Source organism: uncultured Vagococcus sp. (genome assembly GCF_963518325.1).
Taxonomy (GTDB): Bacteria; Bacillota; Bacilli; order Lactobacillales; family Vagococcaceae; genus Vagococcus_D.
This window is the reverse complement of record NZ_CAUQJB010000018.1, coordinates 15,197-32,566: the sequence shown is the minus strand read 5'-3', so window position 1 is coordinate 32,566 and position 17,370 is coordinate 15,197. Positions and strand designations below refer to the sequence as shown.

Annotated in this window: 14 protein-coding genes and 1 other annotated feature; of the genes, 1 reads left to right on the top strand and 13 read right to left on the bottom strand. The window is 41.5% G+C overall.

Going from position 1 to position 17,370, the window contains the following annotated elements; translation table 11 throughout:
* Positions 1 to 2 precede the first annotated feature (2 nt).
* The 9 genes from RWN13_RS14340 to RWN13_RS14300 form a co-directional block, all read right to left on the bottom strand.
* Positions 3 to 1,379 carry a V-type ATP synthase subunit B gene (locus tag RWN13_RS14340; RefSeq protein WP_314064983.1) on the bottom strand — a complete coding sequence of 459 codons (1,377 nt, stop codon included), beginning with the start codon at positions 1,377 to 1,379 and terminating at the stop codon, positions 3 to 5.
* Positions 1,372 to 3,153 (bottom strand): V-type ATP synthase subunit A, encoded by a 1,782-nt coding sequence (locus RWN13_RS14335; RefSeq protein ID WP_314064980.1) that lies wholly within the window; start codon positions 3,151 to 3,153, stop codon positions 1,372 to 1,374. Before RWN13_RS14335 ends, RWN13_RS14340 begins: the two co-directional genes overlap by 8 nt.
* Positions 3,154 to 3,177: 24 nt before the next feature.
* A complete protein-coding gene (locus RWN13_RS14330) occupies positions 3,178 to 3,495 on the bottom strand; it encodes a V-type ATP synthase subunit F (RefSeq protein WP_314064978.1) in 318 nt (105 codons plus the stop codon).
* Positions 3,485 to 4,489, bottom strand: coding sequence for a V-type ATPase subunit (locus tag RWN13_RS14325; RefSeq protein WP_314064976.1), 1,005 nt, complete (start codon positions 4,487 to 4,489; stop codon positions 3,485 to 3,487). The genes RWN13_RS14330 and RWN13_RS14325 overlap by 11 nt, the downstream gene beginning before the upstream one ends.
* Positions 4,486 to 5,100 (bottom strand): hypothetical protein, encoded by a 615-nt coding sequence (locus RWN13_RS14320; RefSeq protein ID WP_314064973.1) that lies wholly within the window; start codon positions 5,098 to 5,100, stop codon positions 4,486 to 4,488. The genes RWN13_RS14325 and RWN13_RS14320 overlap by 4 nt, the downstream gene beginning before the upstream one ends.
* Before the next feature lie 19 nt (positions 5,101 to 5,119).
* Positions 5,120 to 5,590 carry a V-type ATP synthase subunit K gene (locus tag RWN13_RS14315; protein ID WP_314064970.1) on the bottom strand — a complete coding sequence of 157 codons (471 nt, stop codon included), beginning with the start codon at positions 5,588 to 5,590 and terminating at the stop codon, positions 5,120 to 5,122.
* Positions 5,591 to 5,618: 28 nt separating this feature from the next.
* On the bottom strand, positions 5,619 to 7,571 hold the full coding sequence (locus RWN13_RS14310; RefSeq protein ID WP_314064969.1) for a V-type ATP synthase subunit I: 1,953 nt from the start codon (positions 7,569 to 7,571) through the stop codon (positions 5,619 to 5,621).
* On the bottom strand, positions 7,558 to 7,881 hold the full coding sequence (locus tag RWN13_RS14305; RefSeq protein ID WP_314064968.1) for a hypothetical protein: 324 nt from the start codon (positions 7,879 to 7,881) through the stop codon (positions 7,558 to 7,560). Before RWN13_RS14305 ends, RWN13_RS14310 begins: the two co-directional genes overlap by 14 nt.
* A 184-nt stretch (positions 7,882 to 8,065) precedes the next feature.
* Positions 8,066 to 8,111, bottom strand: a sequence feature (sodium ion sensor (DUF1646 type); this cis-regulatory element may regulate processes involved in with the transportation of sodium ions).
* Between the two features lie 257 nt (positions 8,112 to 8,368).
* Positions 8,369 to 8,860 carry a GNAT family N-acetyltransferase gene (locus tag RWN13_RS14300; protein ID WP_314064965.1) on the bottom strand — a complete coding sequence of 164 codons (492 nt, stop codon included), beginning with the start codon at positions 8,858 to 8,860 and terminating at the stop codon, positions 8,369 to 8,371.
* 918 nt (positions 8,861 to 9,778) lie between these two features.
* Here RWN13_RS14300 and RWN13_RS14295 point away from each other — a divergent pair.
* Positions 9,779 to 11,071 (top strand): glycoside hydrolase family 18 protein, encoded by a 1,293-nt coding sequence (locus RWN13_RS14295; RefSeq protein WP_314064963.1) that lies wholly within the window; start codon positions 9,779 to 9,781, stop codon positions 11,069 to 11,071.
* A 78-nt stretch (positions 11,072 to 11,149) separates the two neighbouring features.
* Here the strand turns inward: RWN13_RS14295 and RWN13_RS14290 are convergent, their stop codons facing one another.
* Genes RWN13_RS14290 through RWN13_RS14275 form a run of 4 tightly spaced genes read right to left on the bottom strand, consistent with a single transcriptional unit; the run spans position 11,150 to position 17,241 of the window.
* Positions 11,150 to 13,195, bottom strand: a complete 2,046-nt coding sequence (locus RWN13_RS14290; protein ID WP_314064961.1) for a beta-galactosidase — start codon at positions 13,193 to 13,195, stop codon at positions 11,150 to 11,152.
* A 20-nt stretch (positions 13,196 to 13,215) separates the two neighbouring features.
* Positions 13,216 to 15,444, bottom strand: a complete 2,229-nt coding sequence (locus RWN13_RS14285) for an alpha-galactosidase (protein ID WP_314064958.1) — start codon at positions 15,442 to 15,444, stop codon at positions 13,216 to 13,218.
* Between the two features lie 26 nt (positions 15,445 to 15,470).
* Complete coding sequence (locus tag RWN13_RS14280) at positions 15,471 to 15,929, bottom strand: DUF3284 domain-containing protein (protein WP_314064955.1); 459 nt, start codon at positions 15,927 to 15,929, stop codon at positions 15,471 to 15,473.
* 22 nt (positions 15,930 to 15,951) lie between these two features.
* Positions 15,952 to 17,241 carry a PTS transporter subunit EIIC gene (locus RWN13_RS14275; RefSeq protein WP_314064953.1) on the bottom strand — a complete coding sequence of 430 codons (1,290 nt, stop codon included), beginning with the start codon at positions 17,239 to 17,241 and terminating at the stop codon, positions 15,952 to 15,954.
* Between the last annotated feature and the right edge of the window lie 129 nt (positions 17,242 to 17,370).

Genomic DNA, 17,370 nt, shown 5'->3' with positions numbered 1-17,370 from the left:
ACTCACTTCCTTTCAGGCAAAAACTCGTCTAACATCTCATCTTTAATCCGCTTCAGCTCAGTTCGCGGCAACATTTTCAAAAGCTCCCAGGAGAGGTTCAACGTATCTTCAATCCCACGATTAGTTGTAAATCCCTGATTGATATACTCCATTTCAAAACGCTCTGCAAACTTGGCGTAAATCCGATCTTCCACTGACAAGGCTGACTCACCTAAAACAACGGCTAGTTCTTTTGCTTGTTTCCCTTGAGCATAGGCCGCAAACAGTTGGTTCATAGTCGCCGCATGATCATGCCGCGTTTTCCCCGCTCCAGTCCCTTTATCTTTCAAACGAGATAAAGAGGGCAATACATCAATAGGAGGCTGAACACCACTTTTAAATAAATCGCGAGATAAAATAATTTGCCCCTCAGTAATATACCCTGTCAAATCAGGAATAGGATGAGTTTTATCGTCTTCCGGCATGGTTAAAATTGGGATTTGAGTCACCGACCCTTCGATTCCTTTAATCCGACCAGCGCGCTCATACAGGGTTGCCAGGTTGGTATATAAATAACCGGGATAACCTCTTCGTCCTGGCACTTCCCGTCTGGCCGCAGACACTTCCCGCAAGGCCTCACAGTAGTTAGTCATGTCCGTCATAATGACCAAGACATGCATCCCTTTCTCATATGCCAAATATTCAGCCGTCGTTAGAGCCATTTTAGGCGTTGCAATCCGTTCAATCGCTGGATCATTTGCCAGATTAACAAACATGACCGAACGATCCATCGCACCAGTTTTCTTGAAATCTTCCATAAAAAATTCTGCTTCTTCGAAGGTAATTCCGATCGCTGCAAAGACCACAGCAAATTTTTCGTCGCTGTTTAAAACGGCTGCCTGTCTGGCAATTTGAGCCGCAAGCTCTTTATGAGGCAAACCAGAGCCAGAAAATATGGGTAATTTTTGTCCTCGGACTAAGGTGTTTAAATGATCGATGGCCGAAATCCCTGTTTGAATAAATTCATCCGGGTAATCCCGCGACATTGGATTAATCGCCTCACCATTCACATCATAATTAGCTTCTGCCAGAACCTTTCCGCCACCATCTTTAGGATTCCCTAATCCATCGAAGACACGGCCTAGCATCCCTTCAGACACACCTAAATTTAAGGAATGACCTAAAAAGCGAACTTTTGAGTCACGGATGTTAATGCCACTCGTTCCTTCAAACAATTGAACTAACGCCGTTTCTTCTGAAATTTCCAGCACTTGACCTCGTCTGATTTGACCATTTTGCAGACGCACTTCTACTAACTCATCAAATTTAACGTCTCTGATTTTTTCCACTAGCATCAAGGGGCCAACTGCTTCATTGATTGTTCGGTATTCTTTACGCATTTTGACTCCCGCCTTCCTCTAGTATCTGTTGAATGACTTCGATTAACTTGACCTTTAATTTATCCAAGGTCTCCAGCTCATTTTCTGGGGTATACTTCATCCGGGCAATTCGATCCCGAACACTTTTCGTACCAGTCATTAACTCCTGATAGTAGGCTCCCAGTTCCAAGGCGCGAGCTCCTGCTGTTCTCATGGTCAAGATGATCTCCAGCATCTTAAACTGTTTGATTCTGGAGGTAAAGGTATCCACGTCATCAAATGCATTTTGTTGTAAGTAATCTTCACGAATCGATTTGGCGATGTCCAAGGTCAACTTATCTTTATCAGATAAGGTGTCAATTCCCACTAATCGCACAATCTCTTCTAACTCTGATTCTTCTTGAAGCAAGCCCATGGCCTCACTAACTAAGGCTGACCAGTTCTCTTGCAACAACTCATCCACCTTCTTCCCCATCTCTTCAAGATATAAGGAATAAGATGACAGCCAGTTAATCGAGGGAAAGTGACGCTTTTGTGCTAAAATCGAATCCAACCCCCAAAAGACTTTGACAATCCTCAACGTATTCTGAGTCACCGGTTCCGAGGTGTCTCCTCCAGGTGGTGAAACGGCACCGATCGCCGTAATACTACCTTCCCGTCTGTCAGTGCCCAACACAATCGCCTTACCCGCTCGCTCGTAATACTCAGCCAACCGACTGCCTAGATAGGCGGGATAACCTTCATCTCCCGGCATCTCTTCTAAACGACCGCTCATTTCCCGCAAAGCTTCTGCCCAGCGAGAAGTGGAATCCGCCATTATAGCAACGGAGTAGCCCATGTCTCTAAAATACTCAGCAATCGTAATCCCAGTATAGATTGATGCTTCCCGAGCGGCAACTGGCATATTTGAGGTATTGGCAATCAATACCGTCCGGGCCATTAGGGATTCGCCTGTATTCGGGTCAATTAATTCGGGGAACTCATTAATCACATCTGTCATCTCATTCCCACGCTCACCACAACCAACGTAGACTACCACGTCCACATCGCTCCACTTGGCGATTTGATGTTGGACAACCGTTTTGCCTGCGCCAAAGGGTCCAGGAACAGCCGCCGCACCACCTTTTGCCACAGGGAAAAAGGTATCAATCACCCGCTGCCCCGTAATTAGCGGATCGGTTGGTGAGACTTTCTGAGCAATTGGCCGGGCCTGCCTAACCGGCCATTTTTGAAGCATCGTTAGTTCCTCTCCCCCTGTTGCTGTTTCCAGAACACAAATGACCGCTTCAATAGTAAATTCCCCTTCATAAATAGCCGTGACCGTGCCTCCCCGTTTAAAAGGAACCATAATTCGATGATTAATCGTCGGCGTCTCAGCCACAACACCAATAATATCCCCACCTATCAGCTGATCCCCAACCTTTACAAGTGGCTGAAAATGCCACTTTTTATCACGGTCTAGAGGCGGGATATGGATTCCCCTTGTTAAATAACTACTATCCGTTACCTTTCGGAACGTTTCTAAGGGACGCTGAATTCCGTCAAACATCTGAGACATAATCCCTGGACCTAATTCCACGACTAAAGGTTCATTAGTTGTTAAGACCTCTTCACCAGGGCCCACTCCCGACGTTTCTTCGTAGACTTGGATAGACGCCACGTCGCCACGCATCTCAATAATTTCACCTACTAATTGTTTTTGTCCCACATAACATATATCTTGAATATTCGCATCAGACATCCCCTTAGCAAGGACTAAGGGGCCTGATACCTTGATGATTGTTCCATTCTTCAATAACTTCACCCTTTCACGGCAGGTTTATTTCTCTAAGATGTTCTGCCCCACGGCTTTTTCAACATACTCTTGGATTTTTTGTTTCCCATAACCATTGCTGCCAGCATGGGTAGGGATACTGATAATGGCTGGCGTCATTTCGCCTTCATAGCGCGCGACCACGTCGGTTAATTCCACTAATAGGTAGTCACTGACATAGATTACCCCAAAATCGGCTTGCGCTAGCTCGTCAATTTTGAGTCGCGCTTCCTGAGGCTGCTCAACGTAATGCACGTCAAATCCCACAAATTTAAAGGCCATGACCGATTCCTTATGACCAACAACGCCTATCTTATAGCCCATCAAGTTCACGCATCCTTTCACCAATCACTTCTTCTGAAAAATGATTTTTTTTGCCCACTAAAAGCAACTGTATATTGCGAATCTCAATATCTTTTGCATTAAGTAAAGCCAATAAGGGTAATGGACCAAAAGCTTGCGTATGGGCGGTACTGTATAACTTGGTTAGAAAATTATCCCGTTCCCTGGCTAGTAACTGCAAATTTATTTCTTGAGTCTCAGAATCAATCAACGGCGCAACCACCCCTTTATAGTCACTGGCCATTAAAAAATCAATAAAGTCGGCTAATGGTTTCGAGGCAAACGTGGCCAAATGGCGTTTGGAAAAAGAGCCCGAACTGGATAGCCCCGCTAATAAAAAGTTCTCATTACGCCCCTGCCGAATTCCTCGTGCGACCATTGAAATATTGGTTAAATCAATAAACGCAATGACTTCCTTTGTCAAATCTGGGTAGTTTAATTGATCGGCTACTGCCCGTTGTTGTTTTAGATAGTAACGATCATAAATCAAATCGATCGCTCTTAGATTGTCGTAATTATCTAAATAATCATGAACCTCGACTATACTCTCCATCAATAAGCCTTTGACAGACGAGGACCTTCGATTTTTTATGGCACTTTTGATGGTAGCCAAGGAATAAACCCCATCATCTAAAAAATACTGATCCAACGGTTGATTCGAATAGGCTGCTTTCGTCAATAACTTCACATTATGATAGGTATACCTTAGGCTATATATCTCAATAACTTCCTTTTCCGGTCCCAAGTTATACATTTTTTTTAACAGTCTCGCTTGTTCTTTTCGCAAATAATAGTCAAATTTTGTATCAAAGTCAGACGCTTCAATAAATTCCGCATAAGGCGTCCCTTGAAGCAACGCTTTAACCTCGATAAAGCTTTGACTGGCTAACATCTTGCTAAACAAAGCTGAACCAAGTAAACGGCTTTCTTCGATGCGCACGATTGGATTGATTTGATTGTAAAGCAGGTCTCTCATTGCCCCACCTCTTCAAATAAAAACTTAGCAATCCTTCGTTCACTTTTTTCATTGACTTCTTCTAGCAGACTGCTGTATAAAAAATTGTACTCAATTCCTCCTTGGCTCAAAACAAATCCACCTTCATCAGCAATCAGTTCAGCTGACAATTTGTATTCAATATTCCCATGCTCACTGGCAAAGTCACTTAATTGTTTATCCGCTAAAAACCCTTGAGAATAGCTACCTAATGTAACAGTCACCACACCAGTCAGAGAATTATCGTTAAAAATTGGTTGGACCATCTGGCTAAATGCCTCCGGTGACCAAGCTTGTATGTTCCCTCGAGCCTCGTCAAAGAGTTGTGACAAATACCCTTGCTTCTTAGCTATCACACGTTGGGCCGTGTCCAAGGCCTCTCGTTGTGATTGACGCTGAGACACAACTGCCAACTCTTCAGTGAGTTTCAGCCTGGCCTTGTGGTGAACCAATTCCAAGTCAGCTAACTCCCCTGCTACCCGCTCTATGATTTCCTCTTTTTTTTGTAAAAAATAAAGTTGATTGTCCTCATGACCTGTTTTCAGAACGAGGTCAACCATTTGTTGAAGTTCCTCTTGGTAATTTTTACTCATGATTTTCCTGCTTTCTGTTTTAGTTTTGTAAAATCAGCATTAACGAAATAACAAAGCCCAGAATCGCATAAGTTTCTACCATGGCTGAATAAATGATGCCTTGCGTGGCGCTCTCTGGTTTTTTAGCTAAAATTTGAATACCTGCCGCCGCCACACGACCTTGAGCCATTCCTGAAAAAAGCCCTGTAAACGCAATCGGCAGTGAGGCACCTAATAATGAAAGCCCCTCAACCATGGTCATATCCGCGTTGATTTGGCCTAAAATGAAAAAGGCAATAACAAACCCATACAACCCTTGTGTGCCTGGTAATAATTGTAAAATCAAGGCTTGTCCAAATTTTTCAGGCTGCTCCGTCGATAAAATAGCCGCCGCTTCCCCGGTCATCCCAACACCTTTAGCTGAACCAATGCCGGAAAAAATTGTGGCAAACCCCATTCCTAAAATAGCAAAGATGATCCCACCATTGTTTTCGATTAAATAATTAAACATATTTATAAATCCTCCTCAGAATGTGTGCTTAGTTTTTATCATTAATTTTAAAATCAAGGTATTTCTCTTCTGGTTTAAGGGGCGAAAATTTCTTGCCGCCACCTTGAAAAAACTTGCCGAAATATTCGACATACTGCAAACGAGCCCCGTGAACATAAGCACTTAATAGGCTTAAGAAAATATTTAACCCATGAAGCAAGACAATTAAGATCAAGCCGATACTAAAACGAGCAAGGGGTGGCATAAACCCAACTAGCATATTAAAGGCAGCGGCAATACTCCCTCCCGAAATCCCCAAAGCCATCAACCGTGTATAACTGACCAGGTCACCGATATAGCCGGTAATGCCATAAAAAGCATACACGCCTTTCGCCAGACCTTTCCCTTTTGATGGGCTTAAGATCATTGGAACAAAGATAATGCAGAGCGCACATAAAATAAACGTTCCCACACTAACGGTCGTTAGCCATTGATTAGCAAAAAGAAGTTTAGCCGTGACAAGCATTATTGCGGAGATCAAGATACCTTGCCAAGCAAAGGCTTCACTAACACTCTTTAAGTACTCTTGCTTTTTCACCAATTGAATCCCGTTAACCAATAAACCAACAAACAACTGAATCACCCCAAAAATAACTGAGATCAACAAAATTGTGTTCATATCTTTAGTCGTGGACAAGAGATGAAAAGGCAGTGACAGGCCAAAGAATGACCCGTAAATCAACCCCCAGATCATCACTGGTAGGGATAAAAATTGAAAAAGTTCAACAAAATTTTGGGCTGATGTCCGAAGTGACAAACGTTTAACCACCGTCGTCACTATCAGCATTAACATGCCATAACCGACATCTGCCACCATCATTCCAAAAAACACCATGTAAAATGGCATCAATAATGGGGTTGGATCTAATTCACCATATTTTGGCAAGCTGTACATTTCGGTAATCATTTCAAAAGGACGAACTAGCCGATTATTTTTTAAGGCCGTCGGCACCTCTTGGCTTACTTTCGCTTCTTCGTATGTCACTACTACTGGCTGCTGAGGCGTGGAAATCTGTCCCACCTGCTGATCAAAAAGAGGTACCCCATCTGATTCAATCCAACCACGAATCACGATGAACTGATTGTAAATCCCCAGCTTTTTTTTCGCATCCGAACGGGCCATTCGAGAAAGCAATACCTCTTCCGACTGCATTAAAAATCGCAGTTCCTGCTCAAACAACTTGAGTTCAGCTATTAGCGCCCTTTTCTTTTCAGTTACCTTTACAAGCTGAGCTTGAGTCTCCCGATAGACGATCCTCGGAGATTCCTCTTCTTGATAATCAAACCAATTAAAGCTGTGATTGTTCAGCAACTCACTAACTAAGTGGTCATCCTTTTTCACGTTGACCACAAGTAGGTAGACTCTTGTCTGACTTTCATAGATGACCTCTGCTTTGACAGCAGGTAACTCCCTAATTGCGCTGAGCAAAGGTTCCTTAACTGCTACGGAAAAATCACCCATTGTGGTTGTCGTGTACAGGGCATTCCCTAATTCCTGTGGCCTCATAGTCAAGTTCTGCCATTTTTCAAGTGAAGTCGCTTGGGTTCGTAATGTTTCCAACTGTTCATCTAAACGTATTTCCCGATGATGAATCGCCTTCACCCGCCCGATAGTTTCTTCAAGTTGATCAAGCTGAACCCTTTCTTCAAATTCAGCCATCGTCTGTTCAGTCCTAATCGTCTGCTCTTTTTTAGCTATGTGAGGCATTAAATACGTGACACAACTTTGGATCACTCCTAACTGTTTTTCTAGCCCGTCATACTCCCGACTAACGTCAGAATCGTTACTGCTTATCTCTTTTAGTAGTCGACTTTCTTCAGTCAAATCCTTGATGCTACTAACTATTTCAATATTTTGCATATTCTGCATCAGTTTCATTAAAGGTTCTTCGTTAATTCTAGGGGATAAGATGGTCACTTTTTTCATTTTAGAAATGGCCATATAAGTCTTGCACCTCCTTCACAATTTCTTCGACGATGATCGGCTTCTTTTGGTTCATTTGGTCTTCCATCGCTTTAAAGGTCTCCTTCAGGTACCTTTGATTGCTCTCAACCAATTTTTTACCTTGTTCTTCCATCCTGGATATTGCCTGTTTTTCGGCCTCTTCTAATTCTCGTTTATAGGCCTCCTTAGTTGCAGCAAGTTGCTGCTGACCATTTAACTCCAGCACCTTCAACTCTTGTTCTAATGTTTCCCGCTCTGTCACGATTTGCCCTTCGGCTTTTGATAGTTCTTCAATAACCTTTTGCATGATTTCCACCTCATTTCAATTTTTATGATGACAGCCATTTTGATCACTTAACTCCTCTGCCTTCCCGTTCTTGGCACTAGCTGTTTACTAACCGATATAGATATAGTCGGTTTTTCTCGATAAAAAATCAAAAAAGGAGGTATATTCTTATCGAATACACCTCCTAGGGTACACTCAACATATATTTTTCTCGCCCTAGAAAAATATACCTTGAAAGCTTGCGCCCAACCGTTTATCTATAATGTTGTATTAAACTCATTTAACTTACAAAATTAACTATACCATATCCAGATAGCCATTTCCAACCATCTCATTAAAAATTAAGGTTAATTAAAGCGTTCACTTTTTTTCAAAAAATCAGCGACTACCTTATACATCAGCGATTAAAAAAAAGCATAAAATCCCCCAACTTTTATTTTATCCTTCCTTTTTTACCTTTTCAAACAGGTGGATTCTGACTTCACCTGGAATCAAGGCACTTTCCGAATCATTCAAGGGAATAAACCATGTTATACCATCTTTCCCCCGCATGTGCCGACTCTGAAACGCCCTCATTCTGGTACCCATTTTTTTCATAGAATGGCACCAACTCAGCTAAGCAAGTCAACGTAATCGCCTTGCGTCCCTGAGACTTCGCCCGTTCTGCCAAGCAGCTTAACAAGTCACTGCCAAGTCCCTGATAGTGATAATCCACTGCTACCGCTAAGCTCAGAACCGTTTGATAGGGAGCGGATTGATCATTTGGTGTCAGTTCTTCATACAAGTCATCGGTTAGATAACGCTTATTATATGCCGGACCTACGATGTACCCTACGACCTGCTCTTCATTACGAGCGACGATAAAGGTGTCATTAATTAATTCGATACGCTCAGCCATGGCTTTTTCTGTAGCAGCTTCTTCTGGTGAAAAGCCCTCTTGCTCAATTTTCATGATCCTTGCTAAATCCTTTAGCTCTGGGTGGTTAAATACGAGAGTCATTTGTACCTCCAATAAGTTGTTTTCGCTCATTAGTATCTCATTTATTCCCTGTTTTTACCACCCTCTTCTTTGGCTCTCTCAAAATCAATGAAATCTATTCCACATATATACAACTTTAGTCTAATATCATTCCTTAGTCTCTTCCGTTATAATAAATTAAACAACGAACAAAAAGGAGTCTCCATTTATGATAACCAAAAAAATAATTGCGTTATGTGCTTTTTCACTAGCCGTTGCTTTTCTGTCATCGTCTAAAGGGAAACGACATTATATCCCCATTGTGCCAACAAAAAACAACCAGTGATCTTTTTCACTCAACAATCAGACTTTAATTTACCTTACCTATAGACTATTAGAAAAGTTGGTGCTTAACATGTTAAAACTAATCATTGCCACTCTTGCTGTCGGCGCTTTTATCACCTTTATTGAAAGGCTTCAATTGTCGTTACCAAAAAATTAGCCCCTGTAACAAAGATTCCCTCCCAAATGATGCTATCTTCTGCCCCTTGCAAAAGGGGCTCTTTGGGTGTCTGCTTATAATCAGACTTCCACCAAGCAATCCATAAAGACTATCTTGTTTTTTTTAGTCTATTCATCTGCAAGTTTTCTGACACGAACTTATCCAAAGGAAAGTCCGTTATAGTTGCTTAATTGGGGCGTATCGTGATATGATTATCAAAAAACAACCCTTAATAGAAAAATAACGAGTAGTTTTACTCACGATTAGATAATCTTTTTCTGTTATTTAATCCTAAATAAATCATTGGATAACTACTAGAAAACGAGATGCCTTCAACTTTACTCGAAGGCCCTTTTTTGCCGTCTAAGATCCGGGGGAGGATTTACACAACGCTCATTTATAAGGGGGGATGGCGTTGGGTAGGGCAGTATAAATAAAAAAGTCAGAATGGAGATAATATGGGGAAGCAGATTTACTGGAAACGACTAGTTATGCTAGTGTTTCTTTTTTTGGGGAGTTTAGCAACACCCCTTTTGGCAAGCGGGAATGAATCGCCAAAGGGAATGAAGGTAGTGGGCTATGTCCCCGACTACGATTATAAATTAATTGAAAGTACGATTGATTTCACAAAATTTAGTGACCTTAATTATTTTAATATGTTGCCACAAGCAGATGGCTCATTAGCTTTTTCTGACAGTGGCAGTCCTGACCGCCTAATGGCTTTCGTTAAGCAAGGTCATGGTCACAATGTTAAAGTCGGTCTCAGTATCGGCGGTTGGGGCAATGATAAAGCCTTCGAAAGCGCCACAAGTCCTGAGAATTTACAGCGTTTTGTGAAAGAATTGGTGTCAACGGCTAAAAAGTATCAGTTGGACACTCTCGATATTGACTGGGAATACCCTGCCGCCGAGTTCTCACAACAGTTTGAAACCTTTATTGTCACCTTGTCCGAAGCGCTAGATGGGCATACGGCTCTTTCGATTTGTGTGCCTACAGGTGTGGCAGCCAACGGTCGTGAGCTGATGGATTGGTCTCAACATTTCACACCTAAAGCCCTCCATGAAGCAGATTGGGTAAACATCATGTCTTACGATGCCGAAGTGGCGCCTAGTGATCACCATTCCCCTTTGTTCTTACAAAATCTTAATTTAAGGTATTGGAGCACACTGATGGGCGGTGAGTCTATGGGAAAATTAGTGAGTGGCATTCCTTTTTACGGAAAAGCTGACAATGGCTCTGTGAAAACTTATGCTCAACTGACTGGCAGCAGTGACAAGGCCTTAACCTCTGATAAAGTTTTAGTTGATGGTACGTCTTACCGATTCAACAGTAAACAAACGGTTAAGAGTAAAGTCCAAGATACCATTGATTCCGGGGCCTTGGGCGTTATGGTTTGGACACCTACCCACGATAATCCGATTGCCACTGGGAATCGTTTGATAGACATCATCTCTCAAACCTTGGTGGATAATCAATTCGTATTAGAAAACACCCTCGTCCCTGAGTCAATAACTAGCAAACCAAGAGCCATTTGGTGGCAGCAAAAAGAAAGTTATTTGCTAATCGGGATTCTGCTGGTAACCCTACTTTACAACAAACTAGGGAGCTTTCTCATTCCCAAAGAAATCAAAGGAAAAACAGTCAATCGGCGGCAGTTTTCTCAAGCTCTGGCAACAATTATTTCCATCGGCATTATGATAATTCTACTAATGGAAGTCCTTTGGAAAAGTTATTTAGTTAGTTTTTTATAGAAAATCAGGCAACAGAAGGTTGGTGTATTCCAACTTACTGTTGCCTGATTTTTTTAAGCCCCCGATCTAGAGAGCGTCTCATTCTTTGACGATTCTCACTTCATATGGCTTTAATGACAGCTTCCCAATGAGGGATTGGCCGCTTTCCATGTCTGTGACCTTTCTACTTATCACAATGGTTTGACACTCTTCTGAGAAATTCATCATAAAATGATACTGGCAATTTTTTCCGACTCGCCTTTGGACTGAAACCTCTGGATTCCCTTGAGTCACCAATTGATTTTCCAACCTTAAGCTCCTTATGATAGGCTCATAAAATACTGCTAAAAACGCTTCTCCCGTTCTGGCAGCTAAATAATAACTCTTCCCCTGCCCGTAGTTCTTTGTCGTCACAGCCGCTGTTCCCGCGTAAAAGTCTGTTTCATAGGTTCCCAAAATCTGGCTATCGAGAACTTTTATAACCCCGGAATAATCTTTTGTTTCATAAAATTTATGTTGATACAAAAGTTGATTATGCTGATCGTCATATAGGGTATCAAGTTCAAGTAAGTCAATTCCAAATAGTTCTTGAAGTGGTTTTGGCCAACCACCGAGATAAAGTAAATCTGTTTCATTAACTAAGCCACTAAAGTAGCTAGAAACGAGTGTCCCTCCCTGACGGACATAGTCTTGAAGCATCATCATAGTCTTCTTTGTCATTAAATAGAGCATTGGCGCAATCACTAAGTCGTACTGCCCTAATGACTGTTCCGAAGTGACGATATCTACGGGAATATCCTGCTCCCAAAAGATAGCATAATGCTCTTGAAGGGTCTGAGGATAACGTCTCGTAGGTCGACCAAAGCCACCCCCTCGTTTTAATGCCCAGTTACTGTCCCAATCAAAAATAATCGCGACCTTAACCTCTTTGCTGGTTCCTTTGATTTCAGCAATCGTTTCAAGACGCCGCCCATATTCAGCAACTTCTTTAAACACCCGATTTTCCATAGAATTATCATGATCGACAACTGCTCCATGAAATTTCTCTGAATTCCCTCGAGACTTCCGCCATTGAAAATACAACGTACTGTCTGAGCCATGAGCTAACTGCTGCATGGCGCTTAACATATGCATGCCAGGTCGTTTAGACTTATTAATTTGATGCCAGTTAACCTCACTTGGAGTTGATTCCATCACTAAAAAAGGCTGCCGTTTTAACGACCAATATTGATCATGAACATATGCCGATTTCATGGCGGTCCTTGCTACAGTTTCAAAATTATTATGCCAATCAGGGTAACTGTCCCAACTAATCACGTCCACATGTTTAGCAAATTCACCGTAATCAATTCCTTCCAAAGGGATAAAATCATGGTTGTCGTGACCTTCCGCCATAAAATTGGTTGTGACGGGAATATCTGGCGTAAGCTCTCTAATAGGTCTTAGCTCCGCCAGATAGAAATCAATGGTCATCTCCGTCACAAATCGTTTCCAATCCAAATCCATGCCATGAACTTTATGCTCCCCTAATGGTGAAGGCGCCACAACTTGACTCCAGTCAGTATAACGATTCCCCCAAAAGTTCAACCACCAACTTTGATTAATAGCCTCCAAGGTCCCATATTTATTTTTTAACCATTGCCGCCAATTCATTTGACACCCATCACAAAAACATTCACCCGAATATTCATTGGAAATATGCCACATGGACAAAGCAGGATGATTGCCATACCGCTCAGCTAGTTTACGATTGATTACTTGAACTTTTTCTCGATAAATTGGCGAGGAATAACAATGATTATGACGGAAACCATGACTGTGTTTTTGTCCGAATTGATCGGTTCGATTCACCTCTGGATAAGCCTCACTCAACCATTGGGGTCTGCCACCACTGGGGGTAGCTAAAATAACATTCCCCCCTTTTTGATAGATTGTCTCAATGGCTTCATCCAGCCAGTCAAAATGAAAAACACCTTCTTGAGGTTCAAGCTGCGCCCAAGAGAATATTCCCAGTGTGACTGTATTAATACGAGCTACTGCCATCATCTCTGCATCTTCTTTGATAATGTCAGGGTAGTCTAACCACTGATCAGGGTTATAATCCCCACCATGTAAAAAACGTTGATCACGATCAAATCTTACCACCTTTTTTCACCTCTTTCTAATTAACTAACTTCCACAATATGGTAGATAAAGGACTGAAAATCACCAATTAACTGAGCTTGCCCCTGATTAGCACCATTGAATTGATAGGGTTTTTTAAGGCCCACTTGCTTTAAGAAGCGACCACTCACTCGATCCTGACCATTAATCTGATAGGTTTTAGTTTCTGATACAAAGGGCAGCGGCAAATACTCCAAAACAGCTGAATTCGGTTTTGCTAAAATTCGATAAAAACCAATAATCCCCTCCTGTTGCCTAGAGTCTATCACTCCCCATGCTGTTTCATTATCATGTCCTTCAATCAACTGCTGAAACTTACCATGTGTCAATAATTGACGATGTTCTTGGTAAAACTTAATCTGTTCTTTGATGGCTTCTTTTTCGCTCTCAGACAGACATTTCAAGTCTAATTCATAGCCTGTCGGCCCAAACAGAGCCACATTTTGACGCATCTCAAGTGACGTCACTCGCTTAACTTGATGGTTAGGACTGGCAGAGACATGATTACTAAACGTCGACAAGGGATAAGCTAATAATGTGCCTCTTTGAATACTCAAGCGTTCCACTGCGTCACTATCATCACTGGGCCAAATTTGCGGGCTATAAAAAAGAATGCCCAAATCATAGCGGCCACCGCCACCGGCACATCCCTCAATTAGAATCTGTGGAAAATCACTTAAAATCTTATTGTACAATTGGTAGACACCCATCATATAACGATGAAAAAATTCTGTTTGAGAAATCCCACGACTGTTCAGGTAGTGTGAATACGCTTCGGTAATATTTCGATTCATGTCCCATTTAATATAAGACAACTTCGTCTCCAAAATAATGAGTTTCATCTGCTGGTAGATGCTTTCCACTACTTCTGGATTCGCAAAATCTAAGACGTATTGTCCCCGACCAACTGAATATCGATCATAGGGATGACGGACGACCCATTCTGGATGTTTTTGATACAAACGGCTGTTTGGTGAGATCATCTCCGGCTCAAACCAAACCCCTAACGCCAACCCCAGATTATGTATATCCTGAGCAAACGCACCAATCCCCTTAGGAAACTTCTGGCGATCATCGTACCAATCACCTAATGAGCCTCTATCCGAATGACGTTCGCCAAACCAGCCATCATCTAAGACAAAACATTCCATGCCTAATTCTTTACCCGTCGTAGCTAATTCAATTAGCGAATCATGATTAAAATCAAAATAGGTGGCCTCCCAATTATTAAACACAATCGGCCTTGGCTTTGTTAGCCATTGACGGTCAATAATATGCTGCTCAATAAACTGTGAAAAACTAGCTGCCATGCCATTTAACCCCTCAGCGCTATAGACAAACACTACTTCTGGTGTTTTGAAACTTGCCTCAGCCTTTAACTCCCAAGAAAAATGACTGGGGTTAATGCCAGACATCACTCTTAAATTATCCCACTCATCCAGTTCAGCCTGTCCAATAAAGTTACCTGAATAGATCAAATTAACGCCATATACCTTCCCTGTTGACAGAGTGCCCCCTTTTTCCTGTAAGGCAATAAACGGATTGTGTTGATGGCCAGAAGCCCCCTTTAAAGAACCGACTGACACAGTCCCCTGAGTCAATGATTGCCGCTTTAAGTGACGCTCTTTTAACCAAGCCCCTGACAAGTGCAGAAAGTCATAATTAGCGTTGGGAATTTCCAAGACACCACTTAGCATTTTTTGAATCGTCAGACTCTCTTCGCCTAAGTTTTTGACTTCCTGACTTCTCACAATCGCTGGCGAATCCTTAAATATCGTGTAATTAAGGGTTACTGCCAGTTGATGATTGTGATCATGCAACCTAATCGCCAGAGTCTCTGATTCTCCTTTTTCAGCATAACTTGATGGAAAAGATAAGTCTCTAATTTTCTCATTTGTCACCTTATAATCAACATATTGAAGGTCTAAATAGAGTGGTGTTTCTCCTTTTAGCACATCAATTGCGCCTTCTTTAAAATCTGTCGAGCCATATACGGGATATTCTTGGAGACGATCGCTTAAAGTAAAATGACCATCATCCTCATAAAACTTAACGGTCCCCGCTGACTTATTGTGACGCGACATAAAATAAGCTAAATCATCTTCAGAAAGTGCGCCTAAAGAAGTACCATAATAAAGATGGCCTAATTGTTTATTTTTCATCAGATAAAACAAGTAACTCACTTGATGATTTCTCAAGTGAAAATAAGTATCATTAATAATCTCAATCATTTTTTTCGTGTCCTTTGTGATAAATTCTAGTGTGATAGTACCTTCTGTTGCGCTAAGCCTTCGATGTATTGCAGCCGTTTTTTTATCCCTTTATTGTAGGCCAATTTATAGATTAAACCGATTAACATAAAACTGTATTGATGGCGATTTTCAATAAAACTATTCCTTTCCCAATAGCTCACTTCCGTCTTACCATCCACCTTTTCGACTAATTCATAGGTTTGCAAAATAGTGCCAGCTGCATAAGCTGTCTCCATTTGAAAAAGCTGCTTATCGATTAACTGAAGGATGGTAATCGTGCCGGGAACTCCAACTTTTTGAGTTTTTGTTTGAAATACCTTTGAAATTTGCGTTCCCACCGCTAAACCAGTTAAACTAGTTTGATATCTTTTGAAAAACTTGTACTGTTCGTCCAGCAAACTCTGATAGACCCTGGACGGCTCCGCATTCATCACATAGCTATACTTTAATGTATCCACTCGCATCGTCGGCGCCTCCTCGAAACAATTATTCGACTGCTTTTTCCGCTAATTCTTCTTTATAGTACTCCCGATCCATTGCCATTAAAAAGGGTAACCAGATCAGCGTCATTACCACAACCGTTACGATTTGCAAAATAGCACCAGCAATTGAGCCTGTGCCTATCCAACCAGATAAGATGATCGGAGTCGTCCAAACTACTGTGGCCCCAATCGGACGAGGCACTAAACCAATTGCGATGGCAAAATAAGAAATAGTCGTCGATACCAAGGGCGCTAATATCCAAGGAATAAACGCAATCGGATTTAACACAATTGGTAAGCCAAAGGTCATCGGCTCCGATACGTTAAATATCGCTGGCGCAATAATCGTCTTCATGGTTTTTTTCATTCGAATGGATTTCGCTATAAAAAACGCCATAGCAATCGACACACCTAACTGCATGCCTTGGTTAACAAAAACTCCCATAAAAGTGGTACTGATAATATGAGGCAATTGTTCTGCCCCCGATTTGTAAGCTTCATAATTTTCAATCGCTAAGGCGCCCATAATCGGATCAATTACAGCGTTTACAACTAAGGTGCCATGAATACCAAACCACCAGAAAAACTGAGTAAAGAAGACCGCAATTAAAACTGCTGGCAAAGTGCCACCTAGGCCCATTAAAGGTTTTTGTAATAGTTCATACATAAAATCAACGGCATTTCCCCAAGAGGTAAACGTAAATAAATAACGAACGACATTAAAGAGGAATAAGGGAACTGCCCCTGGAATAATCGCTGTAAAAGAGGCTGCAATCATGGGTGGAACAGAATCTGGCATTTTTATGGTTAGTCCAGCTCTGCCAATTCTGCAATAAATCTCAGTGGCGATAATCGCTGTTAAAATACCGACAAACATCCCTTGAGCGCCAAGTTTAGATAACGGCATAAAGGTTCCTAACTTTTCATCTGAGCCAAAAGGCAATAAAAGGATGAAGGAGGATAATGAAATCGCTCCGGCAAAAATCTGCGATTGTTTGTAGTGAGCTGCTAAATGATAACCAATCCCAAAAACAATAAAGACCGCTGAAATACTCATAGTTGCATTTCCAATTGGCCCAAAAAAATCGTTTAAAAACTTATTGATCGATTCTGGTAAATAGTTAGCAAACCCGAACGTCGTTGGCAAGTTTTGAATAATAATCATAATAGAGGCAAACATCGTCGCTGGAAACGCCATCATAAAACCATCTCGCAAACTTAAAAGATAGCGATTATTCGCAATCACTTGAGCTAAAGGAACCATTTTTTCCGAAAGTTTATCCGCAAAATTCATTGTTAAATCTCCCTTGTACTTTATTTTTTTAATTCTTGATGCCTTATTTAGTAAACGTCTACTTCATAAAAATGAGTATAAATGTTTAGTTAATGTTTACGCAAGCCTTTTCTTTTTATTTTTTTATCA

What these genes read in the sequence shown, in the direction of transcription:
- RWN13_RS14340 (WP_314064983.1), bottom strand. Translation starts at nt 1,379, where the DNA reads ATGCGTAAAGAATACCGAACAATCAATGAAGCAGTTGGCCCCTTGATG.
- RWN13_RS14330 (WP_314064978.1), bottom strand. Translation starts at nt 3,495, where the DNA reads ATGGGCTATAAGATAGGCGTTGTTGGTCATAAGGAATCGGTCATGGCC.
- RWN13_RS14325 (WP_314064976.1), bottom strand. Translation starts at nt 4,489, where the DNA reads ATGAGAGACCTGCTTTACAATCAAATCAATCCAATCGTGCGCATCGAA.
- RWN13_RS14320 (WP_314064973.1), bottom strand. Translation starts at nt 5,100, where the DNA reads ATGAGTAAAAATTACCAAGAGGAACTTCAACAAATGGTTGACCTCGTT.
- RWN13_RS14315 (WP_314064970.1), bottom strand. Translation starts at nt 5,590, where the DNA reads ATGTTTAATTATTTAATCGAAAACAATGGTGGGATCATCTTTGCTATT.
- RWN13_RS14310 (WP_314064969.1), bottom strand. Translation starts at nt 7,571, where the DNA reads ATGGCCATTTCTAAAATGAAAAAAGTGACCATCTTATCCCCTAGAATT.
- RWN13_RS14305 (WP_314064968.1), bottom strand. Translation starts at nt 7,881, where the DNA reads ATGCAAAAGGTTATTGAAGAACTATCAAAAGCCGAAGGGCAAATCGTG.
- RWN13_RS14300 (WP_314064965.1), bottom strand. Translation starts at nt 8,860, where the DNA reads ATGACTCTCGTATTTAACCACCCAGAGCTAAAGGATTTAGCAAGGATC.
- RWN13_RS14295 (WP_314064963.1), top strand. Translation starts at nt 9,779, where the DNA reads ATGGGGAAGCAGATTTACTGGAAACGACTAGTTATGCTAGTGTTTCTT.
- RWN13_RS14285 (WP_314064958.1), bottom strand. Translation starts at nt 15,444, where the DNA reads ATGATTGAGATTATTAATGATACTTATTTTCACTTGAGAAATCATCAA.
- RWN13_RS14280 (WP_314064955.1), bottom strand. Translation starts at nt 15,929, where the DNA reads ATGCGAGTGGATACATTAAAGTATAGCTATGTGATGAATGCGGAGCCG.
- RWN13_RS14275 (WP_314064953.1), bottom strand. Translation starts at nt 17,241, where the DNA reads ATGAATTTTGCGGATAAACTTTCGGAAAAAATGGTTCCTTTAGCTCAA.